The sequence below is a fragment of the Fischerella sp. PCC 9605 genome, assembly GCF_000517105.1.
Taxonomy (GTDB): domain Bacteria; phylum Cyanobacteriota; class Cyanobacteriia; order Cyanobacteriales; family Nostocaceae; genus PCC9605.
Map to the genome: position 1 here is coordinate 117,469 of NZ_KI912149.1, position 19,143 is coordinate 136,611.

Below are 19,143 nucleotides of genomic sequence, written 5' to 3' on the forward strand. Positions count from 1 at the left end.
TCGCTGAATTGGTCTGTGTTAACAAACAGACCAGTCTTATTGCTATCTTACCTGGGAGCAACTTTACAAGAACTTGCTTTTAGAGCCAGCAATCTCTCAATTATTGGGCCTAGACTGGCTTCACTGATAGGAGGAATGATTGCAGCTACTGCATTATTGGGATGGTTGCTATCACGCCAAACTCCCAAGAGTATGGCATGGCTGTTAGCTTTAGTTTTTCTGCTAGAACCGATCTTTGTACAAAGTTATCGTGGTGCTCGCGTTGACTGTTGGGCTTTTGCACTATGTTTTAGCTCTTGCTGGATGCTGAGACTGGCAATGGCAAGAATCCAGAATGCCCAAACATTCACATGGTTAGTTGCTCTGGCAGGAAGTTTGACTGCTGCAAATATTTTTGTTTGGCCATCGGCTTTTCTCCTATATCCATTAGTAATACTTGAATTAGTTGAACTGATTTGGAGAGTACAAGCACTTCGTAGAGATTGGAAAACTAGTTTGTGGCAAATAATTGCATTCGCCTTGGGAGGAGGAATAACAGCAACCTTATTAGTAATTCCTATATGGCAGCAGTTGACTGTGACATTAAGTGATTTGCGAGTGATTGCCAGTGGCGATAGTACACTAAGAGAACGCTCAAGTTTATTGACAGAAATTATAAATACGCTGAAAGGAGTATTGTCTACCTATAAAACCAACCCATTGTTACCGATAATTGCCCTAATTGGAGTGATTTTTTCACGTGAAAAGAAGTTAATACTTACTACACTCTTTTTATTCACACTTCTGCTGATTACAAAATTTTATACATTTCGTGCTGTTTACTTATTGCCGTATATATTATGTCTAATTAGTGGTATCTACCAAGATTTTGAACATAGACTTAATACAAAGATTCATCGTCGGATAGTTTCTAGCCTCTTGATACTTCTACTAACTTGGTCTGTAGTTTTATCATTGATAGTTCGCCCAGCATTAGCATTGAGTCAAAAAGAAGGTAGAGAACCTCAAATTTTATACAATGCAGGAGTCTCATCGATCGGTGCGGGTTCTCACAAAATTTACTTAGACGCAGGAGAATTCTATTACGTGGGTCGTTCATTGGGTTGGAAAATGTTTTTCCCCTTTGATAGGTTACACGCTTTAGAACAGCGTAATGATATTGAGTTTCAACAGTTTCTGTCTTCTATTGACTATGCTATTCTCTCTCAAAAATATATCAATCCGAAGATGATTTCTCGAATAGAAGAATCAGGTCTTAGATATAAGGAAACTCTGGTTAGTGATGAGAAAAATAAAGTAGAGAAAAAACGTAGGTCGAATGGAGTTCAAGCTTATGGACCGTACATACTGTATATTCGCGGAAGACTTTGATGTCAAATTCTCCATTTTATTTTTTTAACTAGATTCTAAGGATCAGGCATGGAGAAAATAGCTAACAATATACTCAGCTTAATGCATGAAGAAGGTCTCCGTCTGATTCAAAAACGCTTTCAGGTATTCTCTAGCTTAGTTGCTCAAGCAAAATACTTGACAGAGTGTGGCAAATATGAGGCAGGGGCAGTGTATGCAGAGATAGCAGCCTTCTATGCGACTTACCAACATTGTGGTTTGTTTGTCAGCCCAGATCTGGAGCAGGTTCTGCTTGCAATCGGACAAAAGGCTATACAAACCAATTTTACTCCCATTAAAAACACCTCGTTGTCTGGAACACCAAGTAATGTACTGCATGTTATTACTGGAGCTCCTTGCATCGGTGGACATTCTAAAATGCTTTGCCGTTGGATTCAGCAGGATAGGGAGCGATCGCACTCGCTCGTGGTAACGCGACAAACACTAGTCGATGTAGCTCCATTTCTCAAAGAAGCTGTCTTCAAAAGTCAGGGCAAAATATATGCATTGAAAGAAAGCATTGGCAGCGTTATTTCTTGGGCAACAAAACTGCGCGAGATTGCCACATCAGCAGATGTAGTGGTGCTACATACACATCAAGAAGATGTCATTCCAACTATTGCCTTCGCAAATAAAGACCAATCTCCACCTGTTATTTATGTGAACCAGGCTGACCAATGTTTTTGGCAAGGAATTGGTATCAGCGATGTCATTGCAAATCTTCGCGAGTCTGGGATGCAGCTATCACTAGAGCGCAGAAATATTGCAGCGGAACGCAACTTATTGCTGCCGATAGTTTTAAACCCTGCGCACAGAACCCTTTCCCGAGTAGAAGCGAAACGCCAGCTGGATATTCCTGACAACAGCGTCCTACTGCTCTCCATCGCAAGGGCACATAAATACAAAACAATTGACGGAATCAGCTTTGCTGATGTCCACCTTCCCTTAATGCAAAAATATAATCACGCGATTCTGATAGTCATTGGTTCTGATAACAGCGAGGATTGGTCATCAGCTATCCAGCAAACAGAGGGAAGAATCAAAGTTTTCGCAGAGCGTGCAGATACTAGCGTTTTCTACCAAGCCGCTGACATTTATGTTGATACATTCCCCATTATTTCTAATACATCGCTGCTAGAAGCTGGCAGCTACGGCGTGCCCGTGGTGAGCCGCTATCCATTCTCTGATACATGTAGAATAATTGGCGCTGATGCGCCCGGTCTAGACGGCAAGCTGCTCCGTGCACGCAATTTAGAAGAGTACATAAAAATCTTATCAAGCTTGATTGATGATGAAGAATTAAGGTTATCCCTGGGGGAAGCAACCAAAAGACAAATCGAAGAGATACACATTGGCAGCAATTGGCAGCTTTGGTTGGAAAATTTATATCTCCGTGCTGTTAGTTTGCCTCGCGTAACTATGACTTCGGCTGTTCCACAGGGTATGTTTCTTGGTGAAACGGATGGCTTATTGTCCGGTATTTTTTGCAAAAAGGATATTGATATTGACGTGATAATTCAAAGTCGTATGAGGATGATGCCACTCGAACAACGTTGGCAAAACTGGATCAAGTTGATAAAAATGCAAGATTTGAGCCATTTTGGTAGCTTTAAATTATTCACCCTATTGCTACCAGAATGGTTTTACTTACGGATGAAAAAATTGTTGTCGTACCGATAGATATTTCAAAATATCCCCTCGGTAGATGAAAATTGAGAAACTGGGTCTCATGAAACTTGACAAAATTATATCATTGGCGAACAATAAAGTGCGATTGCGCTTTCTAGCAATGGAGCGCTCTCTGCGTGCAACGGGTTGCCAACTGCCGCTTTTGGTAATTCCCTACGATGACAATCTCTTTAAATTGCCAAAAGGGTCTACCTGGTGGGAGATACCTGAAATTATAAGTTGGCTAAAAGCTGAGCAAGCCCATCCAATGATGCGAAAGTATCAATGTCTGACGGTGTCAGATTACCAATATGTAGACTCAGATATCTGCTTTTTGAGAAACCCTGAAGAAGTATTAGAGCCTTATTCTGGATTTATTGCTTCATGTTGTCACTGGCATAATCCAGAAGGGACATACACAAAGGAATCGCAAAAATTTATTTCGAGTAAAAGCACCATTTGGCAAAGCAAAGTATTTAATGCAGGTCAATTTGCTTGCGATCGCCCACTATTCACAATCGATTCACTCAAAGCGATCGCAATGCAACCAGACTTTGTAGAAACCTGCGTTCATTTCCCGTTTCACGATCAGCCAGGGCTAAACTTACTCCTATGGCAATCTGGGGTTGAAATTGTAAACCTCACCCTGCCTCCCATTAATATGGAGTCAACATGGGCAGGAGACTATCTAGGTAACCCTGAGCACTACTGGACCGATCCCCTAAGAAAACCCTACTTAATTCACTGGGCGGGTACACGCATGGATGTACCTCGGCCTATTCATCAAATTTTTTATAACTTTCTCACCCAAGCAGAAAAAGCTGAGTGGGATGAGCAGGTTAAGCAGTGGAGTTTGTCATATCAGAAAAAAAGTAGATCTGTGCGGACAATAGCTCGTCGCTTTAAGCATGCTTTTCAGGCTTTATTACAACCATGAACTCAAGCCCTCTATTTTCAGTAATCATTCCAACCTGTCGTCGTAATGACTTATTGGCAAAATGTTTGGATTGCTTAACCCCTGGAGTTCAAACGTTAACATCTGAACAATACGAAGTAATTGTTACTGATGACGGTTCCGAAACCACTGCTGAGGAGATGATTAAGCAGCACTATCCTTGGGCAAAGTGGGTAGCTGGTCTCTCCAAAGGTCCAGCTGCAAATCGTAACAACGGAGCTAAATATGCTCAAGGAGAGTGGCTGGCCTTTACAGATGACGACTGCTTACCCGATCCTCAATGGTTGGAAACCTATGCTAAAGCTATAGTTACCGAAGCTTGCACTCTGGTTTTCGAGGGAAGAACGTACGTTGACCGCCCCAAAAAGACGCTAGGTGAAACATCACCTGTCAATGAGTTGGGAGGATATCTTTGGTCATGTAACTTTGCAATTCAACGGCAACTTTTTGAATCAATAGGCGGTTTTGATGAGCGATTTCCTTATGCTGCCATGGAGGATGTGGAACTGAGGCTAAGGCTCAAAAATATGGGGTACAAATTTCCCTTCATCAAGAATGCTTCTGTATGTCATCCTTGGAGACCTAAGGGGGGGTGGAAAAAGCTTAAGCAGCAACAGGAATCAACATTCATTTATTTATCTATCCATCCAGATGAATTAGTTAAAATCAACTACCGAACATACCTGATTTATGCATTGCATGGTTTTTTAAAATCTACGATTCCAGGATTGTTAAAGTTTAGAGGCTCTGGGATAAAAGAAGCTTTTTTAGAACATCTAGCATTCATTTATATGGCTTTTAAGTTATGTTTAATCTTTGAACTCAACGCTAAGAGTTGGTTGAACAGATAAATTCTCAAAGACAAGACGATTGAGCATTAGTAATACTATTAAATAATAAGTAAGTCAACATAAATAAACAGATCCCCGACAACTCTTGCGGATACTGCTGGCGAATCAGGGGTGACACCCCTCATCAATGAGAAATCAACTATTTTAGGGCTATTCCAGGACGCGTCGCACCATAAATGTTGTCTCGAAAAACCCATAAAGTCATTGGGTCGAGGGGTCAGATCCACCATTCGCCAGCTGCATTCGCAAGAGTTGTCGGGGATCTTACAGGGCGCATTTTATGTTTAATTTGGTTGTTCTACTTGAAATAAAAAGTGACGCTAAAAGATCAGCTTACTAAAATCCTCCAAATTGTTCCTCAACTGCCTCCATCTGTTAATGGATTAGGGGATTATGCGCTGAATTTGGCTCGCCAGTTGCGAAGAGAATACAACATAGAAACACACTTTATTGTTGGTACTCCTAACTGGCAGGGAGCTAGTTCAATAGAAGACTTTCCTATCCAAAAAGTGGAGACTGATTCTGCTGAAGCATTGTTATCTCTATTATTTTCTGACAGTAATCAATCAACTTCAGCCTCGACAGTGCCAATATTACTGCATTATGTGGGTTATGGCTATGCCAAGAGAGGTTGTCCAATTTGGTTAGTTAAAGGTTTAGAACTTTGGAAATCTAAAACTGCTAACTCGCACTTAGTAACTATGTTTCATGAAGTGTATGCTTCTGGTACACCCTGGACAAGTGCGTTTTGGTTATCTCCTTTGCAACAAAATTTGGCAGGTCGCTTGCTTAAACTAAGCGATCGCTGTCTCACCAGCAAACAGAATTATGCTGAAATTCTGTATCAACTGGTGCGATCTAAACAAGGTTCTATCACCTCACTCCCTGTTTTTTCCAATATTGGGGAGCCAGAGGTTGTCCTACCACTAGCAAAACGTACTCGCCGACTAGTAGTGTTTGGACATCGCAACAGTCGATCGCAAGTTTATCAAGAATGCCGCCCAGCTTTGGAGCAAATCTGCCAAGCTTTGAAAATTGAAGAAATATGTGATATTGGCGTTCCTACTGATTTAGAACTTTCTGAAATCAATGGCATTCCTATTCTGGAAAAGGGCATTACTGAAGCAACAGAAATTAGTAAGATTTTGCTAGATTCTGTAGCAGGTTTTTTAAATGTTCCTCCGCCAGCCTACTTAGCAAAATCAGGTGTTTTTGCTGCTTATTGTGCTCATAAGCTGATTTCCTGCATGATTGGTTCTAGCACAGTGCTGATAGATGGTCTCCAAAGCGGTAAACATTACTGGTCTACTGGCGATCAAAGCAGACTGTTGTCCCTAGAACTGGGACAGGAAATTGCAGATAATGCCTATAGTTGGTATCAAACTCACAACCTATCTGCACAAGCCAGGATTTTTGCTAAATACCTTGGGCAGAAGGTTGAAGGGAAATAAAACAATGAATAACAGTAAATATAAAGTATTAATTATAGCTTCCCATCCTGTACCGTATTCTGCCCCACTTTTCCGGTTAATGGCGCAACATCCAAAGCTAGATATTTTGGTTGCTTATTGTAGTTTGCAAGGTGCTGAACCAGGTCTAGATTCTGGGTTTGGTGTAGAAGTTGCATGGGATGTTCCCCTCCTAGATGGTTATCATTGGGTTCAAATACCTAATCAATCTCCTCAACCCGGCTTAGGTCGTTTCTTCGGACTGATAAATTTAGATCTGTGGAAACAGATACGCACTGGCGGATTTGACGCTGTAGTAGCGTACACAGGCTATGCCTATGCCAGTTTCTGGGTCGCGGCGACAGCAGCCAAATCTAGTGGAACTGCCTTACTGTTTGGTACAGATGCCCATGAGTTAAGCCCTAGAGATCGAACAACCTGGAAAGAAAATCTTAAAAAATTGTTATTACCTTGGATCTTCGGTCTAGCAGATACTGTTATTGTTCCCTCATCTGGAGGTGTGAAGTATATAAATTCCTTAGGAATTCCTGAGCAACGTATAAAATTAACTCCTTATGCCGTGAATAATGAATGGTGGATAGCTCAGGCAAAGCAGGTCAATCGAGCAGAAGTAAGACAAAAGTGGAATATTCCCGAACATTCGCCAGTTATCCTTTTCTGCGCTAAACTTCAACCCTGGAAGCGTCCACAAGATGCTCTACGAGCATTTGCCAAAGCTAATGTGTCAGAAAGCTATCTAGTATTTGCTGGTGAAGGTCCATTGCGGTCAGAACTGGAAGTAGAAGCGAAAGCTTTAGGAATTGCAGAACGAATCAGGTTCCTTGGTTTTGTCAACCAGTCCCAGTTGCCTTCTGTGTATCGAACTGCTGATTTGTTCGTCTTTTCATCAGAGTATGAACCCTTTGGTGTTGTTGTGAATGAAGCAATGCTCTGTGGCTGTCCTGTAGTTGTAAGCGATCGCATAGGTGCTCGTCACGATCTTGTTCAACACGGCGAAACAGGATTTGTTTATTCCTGTGGTGATGTAGATGCCTTAGCCAAAATCTTACAAGTAGTCCTTCCCGATAGTGAGTGTTTGCATAAAATGAGCGTTGCTGCTGCTGAGCGAATGAAAACTTGGTCGCCTCAGCAAAATATAGAGTCTCTGGTGCAAGCCTTAGAAAAAACTTTAACAAGTTAAAAATTTTGCCACATCCCTCAATCATAGGATAAGAGAATGAAGTTACAGTTTTCCTATACTAATAAGTTGGAACAGAAATTAACTATTTAATTTAATGAAAATTTTAATCTACTCACCATCTTTTTATCCAAAAATAGGTGGTTTAGAAACAATTATTTCAACTTTAGCCCATGAGTTTACTTATCAGGGACATGAGGTAAAACTTGTATCAACTACTCCAGCAACAGACTCAAAAAATTTTCCCTTTGAAATCATCCGACAACCTCATCCACAACAGCTATTAAATTTAAGCCGTTGGTGTGATGTTTATTTCCAAGCCTGTGTAAGTTTGAAGGGAATTTGGCCACTACTATTTGTACCTAAACCTTTAGTAATTAGCCATCACACTTGGTATCGTCGTAGCAATGGTAATTTAGGATGGCAAGATTATCTAAAGCGCTTTGTCACTCGCTTGGCGACAAATATTTCAGTTAGTCATGCTTTAGCTGAAGCCATACCAGTACCATCGATTGTCATTCCCAATTCTTATCGTGAGGATGTTTTTTATGAAATGCCAGAAATTCCGCGTACCCAAGAACTTGTTTTTCTAGGGCGTTTGGTTTCTGACAAGGGAGTTAATCTACTATTGGAGGCATTGGCTAACCTCAAAAAGATGGGACTCATTCCTCAGTTAACCATTATTGGTAGCGGACCAGAAGAATCAAAATTACGCCAACAAGCAAAGGATTTAGAAATTGCCACACAAGTCAATTTTGCTGGAGTCATAGTTGAGCATGAATTAGCTAGATTATTAAATGCTCACCAAATTATGGTGGTTCCATCTCTTTGGAATGAGCCATTTGGTATCGTCGCATTAGAAGCAATTGCTTGTGGTTGTGTAGTTGTAGGTTCAGAGGGTGGTGGACTGAAGGAAGCAATAGGTGCTTGCGGTATGGTATTTCCCAACGGCAATATAGAGCAGTTGACCCAGATCCTATTCAATTTGCTCACTCACCCTGATAGATTGACAACATATAGAGAAAAGGCTAGCTCACACTTAGCTCGTCACACCAGTAAAGCCATTGCTAAAGCATACCTTGACGCTTTAGAGAGGGTAATTTAATGCAACTGCTCTTTGCTTTGGTAGGTCTAATAGCCGTGGTGGCTATTGTTTGGATATCTTCACTAGATTGGCGACGTACTGTTAAATTCACATTTGTTCTTGTTATTTTAGAAGGTGCACTGCGAAAATGGGTACTACCACAAGCAAGTGAGCTTATTTATTTTTTAAAAGATTTAGTTCTTCTGGGAGCATATCTAAAGTACTACCTTAGTTCTGAGCCTAAATATCCGTTTAAATGGAGTCTTTTCAATATCTTTTTAGTAATGGCAATAAGCTGGTCTATATTCCAAGCTTTTAATCCCAGCTTAGGCTCGCCCATTGTGGGTGTGTTTGGACTTAAAGCTTATTTCTATTACATGCCCTTAATGTGGATGTTACCCAACGTATTTCAGTCTGAGGAGGAACTGTACAAATTTTTACGCAACTATTTGCTACTAGCGATTCCAGTCTGCCTTCTAGCTGTAGCTCAATTTTTAAGTCCACCTTCTAGTCCGATTAATGTATACGCTGCTGGAAAAGAAGCAACAGCCACATTTGCTGGTATTGAAGCAGTTCGAGTCACAGGTACATTCCCCTACATTGTTGGTTATTCAACTTACATGATGGCTTGTTTCAGTATACTGATTCCAATGTTGACTTTACGGCAAGCTCGACTTTGGCAATTGCTCACATATGCTGAAATATTCTTGGTCGTGGGCACGTCTTTTATGACAGGAGCCCGGACTTTGATTTTTTTTGAGATTTTGTTTGTAGTGGGATATGTCTGTATACTTTGGCTTACCAAACCTGCATTAGCTGCTCGCTCCACTCAAAAGTTTATTCTACCTGTGATATTAATGTCGTTTATAATACCAAGATTATTTACAAAAGGAGTAGATGCATTTCTCGCCCGTGCCCAAGGTTCTGATTCGGTAGGCGATCGCAGTTTAACTAGTTTTAGAGAACCTTGGGATTATGCCCAATTAGTGGGTATTAATGGTTATGGAATAGGAGCAACCCATCAGGCAAATCCTTTTTTGCGTCAAGCGCTCAAACTACCCGCAGGAGATCCTATTCTAATACCAGTAGAAGGAGAGACAGGGCGCGTCGTTGTAGAGTTAGGGGCATTTGGCTTCTTATTTTGGTATGGACTACGTATAGCTATAATTTTTTCTATTTTGCAAGTACTCTTAAAACTAAAAAGTCCCTTCCTGCGACAATTGATTCTTGCCGCTCTCTTGTTTCAAGCCATTAATATTACGGCTCAATTAGTCTTTAACACTACCTTTGCTATTTACTACTGGTTCTTTAGTAGTTTTATCCTCTTATTTCCAGAATTGGAATATCGGCAGTTTTTGTCGTATAGATATTGGGGAGAGCAACAGAATGTCTAACCCACGCATTTCAATAGTTCATCACATTAATCCTTCCTTTGCTCGCAATGCGGCCTTGGCATTTACCGAAGCTAACTTACTCAAAGAGATCATTACCTCAGTTGCCTACGATCCAGAAGCATTTATATGGCGTTACTGTAATTTGCTGCCCAAAAAATTTAGATCGGAAATTGCCAATGAGTTGAGCAGGCGTACTTGGGTTTCTCCTAATGGTGTGCCTATTCAAACCTATCCTTCGAAAGAAGTTATCCGGATATTTTTATCAAGAACTAGCTTAGCCTCTCGCTTGGGTTTCAGTTCTGCACAATTGCTGGCGTGGGTATATGTCTCTCTTGATCGTCAAGTATCCGAACATCACCTTAAGGACTTAGATGCTATTTATAGCTATGAGGATCTGGCTGCAACTACCTTTGAGAAGGCGAAACAAAAAGGCATTCTCTGTCTGTACGATTTGCCTATCCCTTTTTATCAAATGACTCGTCGCATCATGAGCCAAGAAGCTGAACGCTTCCCTGACCTAGCTTCAGTCATTCAGACTATTCAAGAGCCTGCATGGAAAATTGAGCGCAAAGAACAAGAAGTTAAACTGGCAGATTATATCTTTGTGGCTTCTTCAATCACAAAACAGTCACTGTTAGAAATTGGTGTAGAGTCAGAAAAAGTGAGCGTCATTCCATATGGTGCTCCTGTGGACTCCTTTAAGCCTCAACCGAAAAACGATGATTACTTTCGCGCTCTATTTGTAGGTCGTGTTTCGCCCCGAAAAGGAGTTCACTACCTCCTGCAAGCTTGGCAAGAGTTGAGGCTAAGCGATGCAGAGTTGGTGTTAGTGGGTTCTAATCTCTTCCCCGCAGGTTGGCTAGAACAGTACAAAGATATTTGCTGCCATATCCCTTCTGTTCCCCATCTTCTCCTCAATCAGTACTACAGTAGTGCTAGCGTTTTAGTTTTTCCTTCTTTGGTGGAAGGTTTTGGTTTGGTGATATTAGAAGCAATGGCGTGTGGTATTCCTGTGATTACTACCCCTAATACAGGAGGACCAGATGTTTTTACCGACGGTATGGAAGGATTTATCATACCAATTCGCGATGTAGAAGCACTAAAGGAAAAACTGGAGTGGTGTTACTCCCATCCTCAAGAGTTGGCGAAAATGGGACAAGCAGCTCGTCGCAAAGCTGAACAATTTAATTGGGGTTTGTATCGCCAACAATTAGCTAGTCGAGTCCAGGAAATCCTAGCAGATCAAAGATAAAAAATATCTCTATATGAAAAATTGCCAAGCTCAAGAGCGCAAGCATCTGCATTTACACCTATGGTTTCCTGATATTTTTGAATTTAAAGGTGGAATTCAAACCTACTCAACCTTTTTATTGGAAGCCTTACAAAGGCTATATCCCAAAATTGAGTATGAGGTGTTTCTAAAACACGATACTCAATGCCTAGCAAACTTTTCTTTCATTAGTAACACCCGGTTTCACTTTGCGGGAACTTCGCCGATCGCTCTACGAACACTTGTTTATGCTACTCAAATTTTGGGACGTGGACTCTGGAAACATCCTAGCTTGGTGATAGCCTCTCATCTCAATTTCACGGTTGCTGCTTATTTGCTGAAACGCCTAATCGGTACACCTTACTGGACTGTTGCTCATGGTGTAGAAGCCTGGAACATCAAGTCTCCTGCTTTGAAAACTGCCTTGCATCATGCAGATCGCATTCTGGCAGTTAGTAACCATACTCGCGATCGCCTCCTCAAAGAGCAACAGCTTGACCCAACAAAAGTTTCACTATTGCCCAATACTTTTGATGTTAATCGCTTCCAAATAGCTCCCAAACCTCAACATCTGCTGAACCGTCATCAACTAACTCGTGACCAACTAGTTATTTTGACTGTAGCAAGACTCGATAGCAGTGAACGCCACAAAGGCTATGACCAAATTCTCAAAGCTCTTCCTGAAATCCGTCGGCAGATTCCAAATATTCATTACATATTGGTAGGTAAAGGTAAAGATCGCCCCCGGGTTGAACAATTAATCACTCAACTGGGTTTGCAAGACTGTGTCACCTTAGCAGGATTTATCCCGGATTGCGAACTGTGCGACTACTACAATCTTTGTGATGTTTTTGCCATGCCAAGCAAATGTGAAGGCTTTGGAATTGTTTACTTGGAAGCATTAGCCTGTGGCAAACCCGTGCTAGCAGGTAACCAAGATGGAGCTATAGATGCTCTTTGTCAAGGTGAATTGGGAGCGTTAGTCGATCCGGATAATGTCGCAGATATTTGTCAAACGCTGATTAAAATCTTGCAGGGAAATTATCCCAATCCTTTGATGTATCAACCACAGACCCTGCTGCAAAAAGTAAATGATATCTACGGATTTGCACATTTTCAGCAGAGGCTTGCTGAATTATTGCAGCACTCTCCCATTCAAACTCAATTATGAAAGTTCTTCATGTCATTCCTTCAGTAGCGTCAGTACGAGGTGGACCCAGTAAAGCAGTACTGGAAACAGTTAAAGCACTGCGAAACCAAGATGTGGAGGCTGAAATCATCACTACTAATGATGATGGTAACAATTTACTCGATGTGCCTTTATGTCAACTTATAGAGTACGAGCAGGTGCCGATTCGGTTTTTCTCGCGCTTTTCGCCTAATGTTCATCCTATACGAGAATTCGCATTTTCTAGTCAGCTAACTGCATGGTTGTGGCAAAATGCTGACAAGTACGACTTGCTACACATTCACGCTATTTTTTCCTATGCTTCTACGGCGGCAATGCTAATTGCTCGTCTTCAAAGCATTCCCTACATTGTTCGCCCTTTAGGACAACTATGTGAATGGTCGCTCCAGCAAGGGGCTCGTAAAAAACAAATTTATCTCAACTTAATCGAACGGGCTAACCTTAACCACAGTCAGGTACTTCATCTGACCTCCGAACAAGAACAACAAGAAGTATCCCGCTTAAATCTCAGCGTTCCCAGTTTTGTTTTACCCCACGGATTCTCTATTCCTCCTAGTATCCCCGATGTCCGTCGTCGTTTGCGGCAACATCTCAACTTGCCTCCAGATGAACCTATCATCTTATTTTTGTCACGTCTGCATCACAAAAAAGGACTAGATTATCTTATCCCGGCCTTGAGTAAACTCACTCACCATCGCTTCACCTTCGTTTTAGCAGGCAGTGGTTCTCCAGAATATGAAGCGGAAATAGAATCTCTCTTAGTATCGACTGGCATTTGCGATCGCACCCATTTAGCTGGATTTGTCGAAGGAGAGAAAAAAAATATGCTGCTGCAAGGTTCAGACTTGTTTGTCCTAACCTCTCACTCCGAAAACTTTGGCGTTGCAGTTCTAGAAGCTTTAGCTGTAGGTCTTCCTGTTATTGTCACTCCTGGTGTTGCTCTAGCTTCTGTTGTTAAACAACACAATTTGGGTTACGTTCCCGAACTGGATGTGTCAGCGATCGCCAAAAACCTTGAGGATTACTTGAGCGATCCTCAACAGGCAAAGTCAATGGGCGATCGCGCTCGTCAGATTATCTTTGATAAATACACCTGGGAAAAAATTGCTTTCCAAATGCAACAAATTTATACAAATATCCTCCAAAAAAAGCCTATTCCTGCTCTTTACTGAAGAATACTCTGCTTGCTCCAGTTCTGTAACACTGAATAGAGTTGTTTGTGAGCAAATTTATATCTATATTTCTATGTTAGAGAAAGTAACCCCTCTTATTCTTACCTACAACGAAGCACCCAACATCGCCCGTACCCTTCAAAAGCTCACTTGGGCAAAGCAGATTGTTATTATTGACAGCTATAGTACCGATGAAACGTTAGAAATTGCAGCGTCTTATCCTCAAGTTCAAATATTCAAACGAAAATTTGACACCCACGCAACCCAATGGAATTACGGTTTACAACAAATAACCTCTGAATGGGTGCTCTCTCTGGACGCAGACTACATTGTTTCAGACAAGCTTATTGCTGAAATCAAAGAATTATCTCCAGACTCGCAAATAGATGGTTATTTTGCCAGATTCAAATATTGTGTCTTTGGCAATCCCCTGCGAGGTACCATACTTCCTCCCCGGCAGGTTCTTTTCAGGAAAGATAAATCTATTTACATTGATGACGGCCATACCCAACTCTTAGAGGTTAAAGGTCAGCCAGGGATGCTGTCTAGCTATATCTACCACGACGATCGCAAATCTCTTAGCCGCTGGTTGTGGGCACAGGATCGCTACTCAGTGATTGAGGCTAAGAAGTTATTAGAAACTCCAATCAGTGAAATGAGTTGGGGCGATCGCATCCGCAAACAAAAAATTCTGGCTCCTTTCATCATCCTTTTCTACTGCCTTATTCTCAAAGGTGGTATTCTTGATGGGTGGCGTGGTTGGTATTATGCATTTCAGCGTGTTTTGGCAGAAATTCTACTTGCAATTCGTCTGATTGAAGCCAAGAACTTAGAACAAAAACCCAGAATGTAAAGTATCCCGGCTCGACTTTGGTAAAGCCGGGATATTTTCAACCTTGACGGGTAGCAATACACATTAGCGATAATGCAGCCTTTGGGGAATCGGGCTCGATTCCTGATAATCGTTGAGCTAGACGACACTTCCAAAATGCTCGACCATAATTGCCCTCCAAGACTTCAGCACCCACCGTGTGATTATGGGGGTAAAGCTTAACTATAAACCCCAGTGGTTCCAATACCTGATAGTAGAGTTCAGGTTTGACACCGTCACCTGGTTTGTGATGCACCTCCGTTGCCACACTCCAGAACTGCTCCTCAGATGTAGAGTGTCCACCTCGTTTCAAAAGTCGATAAAGTGGCAGACGTATCTGCCACAATAGTAAACCTAAACCCCACAATTGATAGGCAGTGCGCTGCGGGTCATGATCGCTGATTAAAAGTCCCCCTGGACGAACCAGGCGTGCTGCCTCTGCCAATGCCTTTGCCATATCATCACAGTGGTGTAAGCAGGCGTTAAGCATCACAATGTCAGCAAAATTAGAAACTAATGGCAGTTGTTGAGCATCAGCCAGGATTGGTGTGTACCCAATTTGTTGAGCCATTTTCAGAGCACCATGAGAAACGTCTACACCCAGTAATAGCTGGGGTTCACCACAGCGTTCTTTCAGCGACGCATACAAATTTCCTGGTCCACAACCTATATCCACAACAATTTTGTCATGCCAACTACCTATGACAGCTTGCCAAAGGTCTACGAATTTTTCATCCCGATGACAGGCTTCAAAATAATTTTTTGCCCATTCTGGATGCCCAAAGTAATAACTATTTGCCTGAATAGCTGGTGTCGAATTGAGAAGTTTGCAAATCAGAATACCTTCATCCCATCTATCAAAATTATTTTCTGCTGACAAATATTGAGACAAATTGCATGGTAATTTATTTAACATAAAATATACACATTTATCCTATTCAATTTTTATCATGATTATAAGCTTTATATTTCATAAATCAACTAATTTGATTTATTGTTCTGAATTAATAATGAAAATTTAATAAATCATGTCATTAATAATATTTTTGTAGATTATCTAAAAAATATTTCTAAATTTTATATTATCATAGACGAGAAAATAAACTTGAAAATAATTGCATATTTTGATATTACTCAATAATAATTTTAATGCTATTGAAAAATAATTAATCCTTCAAATAATATAGTAATTTGATATTACCTAAATATTATATTTTAGATTTTTTAGGTATTATGATGAAATCAAACAATACTCAGCCACCAACAGAACAATCACAAATTTATAAGACAAGACAGGAATATGCCGAACAGATTTACAATAGGCTTAAACAATACAAAGATTTACTGAAAAGAGATTTTTCTATAGATAACCGCATCAAGAGTTGTTATGTTGATGAGTTGTTAGATGAAAATGATGCCAGAGAAATCTATAAAGCATATCCGGATAAGGACAATTTATTACTTTTAAAAGATATTCGAGAGTATAAGTACGTTGGGATGCAAATGAACAAGTATAGTCCCATTCTGCAAGAAATTATCTATGCTTTTCAAGCTCCCAAAGTAGTAGCTCTCGTTTCTGAAATTACTGGATTTGAAGAGTTGTTGCCAGATCAATACTTATACGCAGGTGGAATTAGTCTGATGGACTATGGTTGTTTTCTCAACCCTCACCTTGATAATTCACATGACAAAGACCGGAAGAATTATCGTGTATTGAACTTGCTCTACTATGTTACACCTGACTGGAAAGAAGAGTATGGTGGCAATCTAGAGCTTTGGGATAACGGGTTAAAACAGAGGTGTAGAACTATTCACAGCAAGTTCAATCGACTAGCGATAATGATTACAAATAGAACATCCTGGCACTCTGTGAGCAAGGTAAAACATCACGGTCAGCGTTGCTGCGTGTCTAACTATTACTTTTCTTCAAAACCTGGTGATATAGAGGAATATTTTCACGTTACCTCATTTCGAGGACGCCCAGAACAAAAGATGAGAGATATAGTATTACAGGGGGATGCAGTCTTACGCAATGGAATTCGTAAAATTGTTAAACATGGAATTAGAAAGCCTCATTATTACGAAAAGTAGACAGCAAATGATGAATTAGTAGTATATCCGTGAAACCCCTTTTTAGCCTACTCAAAAGATATTGGATTTTGGCTTTAGCAGGTTTGATCCTCTATCTGCTGATGCTTGTTCCTGTGCGTCTGGCGATCGCGTCCTATCAAGCTCCCCAACCTGAAGCCATCCTTACACTTGGTGGTGAAACATTAGGACAAAGAGAAGAATTCACCGCAGAGTTTGCTCATTGGTATCCATCCCTAGAAATTTGGGTTTCTTCTGGTATGTGTCCCAATAAAGCACGTAAAATTTTTCAAGCCGCAGGTATCTCAGACAATCGCCTTCACCTCGACTACCGTGCTGTTGATACAGTTACCAACTTTACTACTCTCATTTCTGATTTCAAACAACACCACATTCAGCATCTTTACCTGATTACCTCTGACTATCACATGCCCAGAGCCAAAGCGATCGCCACTATTATCCTTGGTAGCCAAGGTATCACCTTCACTCCACTCTCTGTACGATCAAACCAACCGAAAGAATCCAACCTCCGCATTCTTCGTGATATTTGTCGCTCTCTGCTTTGGATTGTTACAGGTCGTACGGGGGCAAGCCTTCAGTTTGATGTTGATTTACCATAATATGCGTCTAGATTGCTATGATGTCGGCACTTACACACCAGGTGCGCCCTACTGGAAACAAGTTTTGTGGTATTTCCTGGGGTTCCCTTTGGTAAAAAGTTATTGGCTTCCCATGTCAGCCCTAAAAGTTTGGTTACTCCGTATTTTTGGAGCAAAAATTGGTCGAAATGTCCGCATTAAGCCAGGAGTGCGGGTGAAGTTTCCTTGGCGGTTGAGTATAGGCGATCATGTATGGATTGGGGAAGATGCTTGGATAGATAACCTTGCTCAGGTGACTATCGAAAGTCATGTATGCCTATCTCAGGGTGTCTATCTCTGCACCGGCAATCACGACTGGACTCATCCCGATTTTAAACTGATGACTGCTCCTATTCACATTCAAGAGAGTAGTTGGATTGCAGCAAAGGCAGTAATTGGCCCCGGCGTTACAGTTGGTCGGGGAGCAGTGCTAACTTTAGGGGGAGTGACTGCACGCTCTCTAGAACCAATGACAATTTATGCGGGTAACCTAGCTCAACCGGTTAAGCAAAGAAAGGTGATTTACGGTTTAAGGAGGGCAAAACGCAAAACTGAAAAAATTATTGCTGAACTTGATCGTGATGGAGTAGAAGAATGAGATTAGTAGAGCGTCACATTATCAAAATTGGGCATCAATTTTACGAAGAAATAGATGATTTAGCATGGCGTTCTAAGAACCTCTACAACTAGGCTAACTACTTGGTAAGGCAGTCATTTATCTTTGAAGGCAAATATCTGAATAACGCTGCCGTATTCCCTAAAGTAAAGCACCATGAGTCATACACGGCACTACCGCGTAAAGTCAGTAATCAAGTACTGATGGTTTTACACCGGAACTGGAAGTCATTTTTTGAGGCACAGAAAGCGTATAACCAAGACCCATCAAAGTTTAAAAGTCGTCCGAAATTGCCCAAGTACAAGGACAAAGAAAAGGGGCGAAATCTAGTAATTTATGAGCGCGGTGCAATCTCAAAAACATTACTAAAAAAAGGAGTGATTAAACTATCTCAAACTCAAATTGAATTTGCCACTAAAGCTAGTAATATCAAACAAGTGCGGCTCATTCCCCAGTGTGGGCAGTATGTAATTGAACTGGTGTATTCACAAGACGCAAAGCCACAGCAATTAAACCCAGATTGGGTGGCGGGTATTGATATTGGGTTAGACAATTTAGCGGGGTTAACTTCAAACAAGCCTGGGTTAAGAGCAGTTCTTGTTAACGGGCGACCACTAAAATCTATTAACCAACAATACAATAAAATCAAAGCACTTCTTCAATCTAAACTCCAAGGCAATGCCAAAACATCACGCCGCATCCTTTGCATAACTTGTAAGCGTAATAACCGGATTGACAATTACCTACACAATGCTAGTCGATGGATTATCAACTACTTGGCAAGCCAGGAAATTGGAACATTAGTGATTGGCAAAAATCAGCAGTGGAAACAACAAATCAATCTCGGTAAAACAACTAATCAGAACTTCGTTAGTATTCCTCATGCTCGGTTTATCGAGCAGTTGAAGTACAAAGCTGAATTAGTTGGAATAACCGTTTTGATTAATGAAGAGTCATACCCCCTGTTATGTCGTTTACAACGTCTACAACATTTATATAGTAAATATTTTACGCTGTTGACGATTTATACAACGTTTCAAGTGGATACTGGGATAACATCTCTGAAAAAGGTATCCACTTTTCATCGTTAGTGTAGATCATGATGCCGTCTTTGGTAGTTTGACTAGCTTGAATCAACCTATGCAGCTTGGCTTTTGGATACCATTCGGTGAATAAGTCTAACTCCGATTTAATTTGAATTTTCCCATTGGGTTTCCATCCTTGCTCAATAGCTGTTTTCAGCCAACCTCCAGGTTTATCAACATCACCATCAGAGATTGCTTCTTTAAAAGCTTCTATCGCATCTAAAACA

General features: G+C 41.0%; 17 protein-coding genes and 1 pseudogene. 16 read left to right on the plus strand and 2 right to left on the minus strand.

Annotated features, from left to right (window positions below):
* The first annotated feature begins 15 nt into the window (after window positions 1-15).
* The 12 genes from FIS9605_RS0115470 (at window position 16) to FIS9605_RS0115525 (ending at window position 14,471) form a co-directional block, all read left to right on the plus strand.
* On the plus strand, window positions 16-1,371 hold the full coding sequence (locus FIS9605_RS0115470) for a hypothetical protein (protein ID WP_197036064.1): 1,356 nt from the start codon (window positions 16-18) through the stop codon (window positions 1,369-1,371).
* A gap of 48 nt (window positions 1,372-1,419) precedes the next feature.
* On the plus strand, window positions 1,420-3,069 hold the full coding sequence (locus FIS9605_RS0115475; RefSeq protein WP_026733404.1) for a glycosyltransferase: 1,650 nt from the start codon (window positions 1,420-1,422) through the stop codon (window positions 3,067-3,069).
* Window positions 3,070-3,118: 49 nt separating this feature from the next.
* A complete protein-coding gene (locus FIS9605_RS0115480) occupies window positions 3,119-3,994 on the plus strand; it encodes a hypothetical protein (protein ID WP_155960438.1) in 876 nt (291 codons plus the stop codon).
* On the plus strand, window positions 3,991-4,863 hold the full coding sequence (locus FIS9605_RS0115485; RefSeq protein ID WP_026733406.1) for a glycosyltransferase family 2 protein: 873 nt from the start codon (window positions 3,991-3,993) through the stop codon (window positions 4,861-4,863). Before FIS9605_RS0115480 ends, FIS9605_RS0115485 begins: the two co-directional genes overlap by 4 nt.
* A 314-nt stretch (window positions 4,864-5,177) precedes the next feature.
* A complete protein-coding gene (locus tag FIS9605_RS0115490) occupies window positions 5,178-6,314 on the plus strand; it encodes a hypothetical protein (RefSeq protein WP_035139887.1) in 1,137 nt (378 codons plus the stop codon).
* Between the two features lie 4 nt (window positions 6,315-6,318).
* Complete coding sequence (locus tag FIS9605_RS0115495) at window positions 6,319-7,512, plus strand: glycosyltransferase family 4 protein (RefSeq protein ID WP_026733408.1); 1,194 nt, start codon at window positions 6,319-6,321, stop codon at window positions 7,510-7,512.
* A 94-nt stretch (window positions 7,513-7,606) separates the two neighbouring features.
* Entirely contained in the window at window positions 7,607-8,614 is a 1,008-nt protein-coding gene (locus FIS9605_RS0115500) for a glycosyltransferase family 4 protein (RefSeq protein ID WP_026733409.1), read from the plus strand.
* Window positions 8,614-9,987, plus strand: coding sequence for a hypothetical protein (locus tag FIS9605_RS37195; RefSeq protein WP_035139888.1), 1,374 nt, complete (start codon window positions 8,614-8,616; stop codon window positions 9,985-9,987). Before FIS9605_RS0115500 ends, FIS9605_RS37195 begins: the two co-directional genes overlap by 1 nt.
* Window positions 9,980-11,239 carry a glycosyltransferase family 4 protein gene (locus FIS9605_RS0115510; RefSeq protein WP_026733410.1) on the plus strand — a complete coding sequence of 420 codons (1,260 nt, stop codon included), beginning with the start codon at window positions 9,980-9,982 and terminating at the stop codon, window positions 11,237-11,239. The genes FIS9605_RS37195 and FIS9605_RS0115510 overlap by 8 nt, the downstream gene beginning before the upstream one ends.
* Before the next feature lie 13 nt (window positions 11,240-11,252).
* Entirely contained in the window at window positions 11,253-12,428 is a 1,176-nt protein-coding gene (locus FIS9605_RS0115515; protein WP_051470036.1) for a glycosyltransferase, read from the plus strand.
* Complete coding sequence (locus tag FIS9605_RS0115520; protein ID WP_026733412.1) at window positions 12,425-13,618, plus strand: glycosyltransferase; 1,194 nt, start codon at window positions 12,425-12,427, stop codon at window positions 13,616-13,618. The genes FIS9605_RS0115515 and FIS9605_RS0115520 overlap by 4 nt, the downstream gene beginning before the upstream one ends.
* Before the next feature lie 73 nt (window positions 13,619-13,691).
* Window positions 13,692-14,471: a glycosyltransferase family 2 protein gene (locus tag FIS9605_RS0115525; protein WP_026733413.1), complete on the plus strand. Its 780-nt coding sequence runs from the start codon at window positions 13,692-13,694 to the stop codon at window positions 14,469-14,471.
* A gap of 37 nt (window positions 14,472-14,508) precedes the next feature.
* Here FIS9605_RS0115525 and FIS9605_RS0115530 read toward each other — a convergent pair whose 3' ends face one another.
* Window positions 14,509-15,405 carry a class I SAM-dependent methyltransferase gene (locus FIS9605_RS0115530; protein WP_026733414.1) on the minus strand — a complete coding sequence of 299 codons (897 nt, stop codon included), beginning with the start codon at window positions 15,403-15,405 and terminating at the stop codon, window positions 14,509-14,511.
* 275 nt (window positions 15,406-15,680) lie between these two features.
* On the opposite strand from FIS9605_RS0115530, the gene FIS9605_RS0115535 reads away from it, so the two are divergent.
* The 4 genes from FIS9605_RS0115535 to FIS9605_RS37205 all read left to right on the plus strand — a co-directional run bounded on the left by FIS9605_RS0115535 (window position 15,681) and on the right by FIS9605_RS37205 (window position 18,922).
* The gene (locus FIS9605_RS0115535; RefSeq protein ID WP_231510374.1) at window positions 15,681-16,580 is read left to right on the plus strand and encodes a 2OG-Fe(II) oxygenase; all 900 of its coding nucleotides are present in this window, start codon (window positions 15,681-15,683) and stop codon (window positions 16,578-16,580) included.
* A gap of 29 nt (window positions 16,581-16,609) precedes the next feature.
* Window positions 16,610-17,197, plus strand: a complete 588-nt coding sequence (locus FIS9605_RS0115540; protein WP_026733416.1) for a YdcF family protein — start codon at window positions 16,610-16,612, stop codon at window positions 17,195-17,197.
* Between the two features lies 1 nt (window position 17,198).
* Window positions 17,199-17,813 (plus strand): WcaF family extracellular polysaccharide biosynthesis acetyltransferase, encoded by a 615-nt coding sequence (locus tag FIS9605_RS37200; protein ID WP_082209829.1) that lies wholly within the window; start codon window positions 17,199-17,201, stop codon window positions 17,811-17,813.
* Between the two features lie 101 nt (window positions 17,814-17,914).
* Window positions 17,915-18,922 (plus strand): RNA-guided endonuclease InsQ/TnpB family protein, encoded by a 1,008-nt coding sequence (locus FIS9605_RS37205; protein WP_231510375.1) that lies wholly within the window; start codon window positions 17,915-17,917, stop codon window positions 18,920-18,922.
* Here FIS9605_RS37205 and FIS9605_RS45285 read toward each other — a convergent pair.
* Window positions 18,840-19,143: pseudogene (locus FIS9605_RS45285) on the minus strand (DUF6262 family protein); the annotation flags it as partial. The gene FIS9605_RS37205 and the pseudogene FIS9605_RS45285 overlap by 83 nt on opposite strands.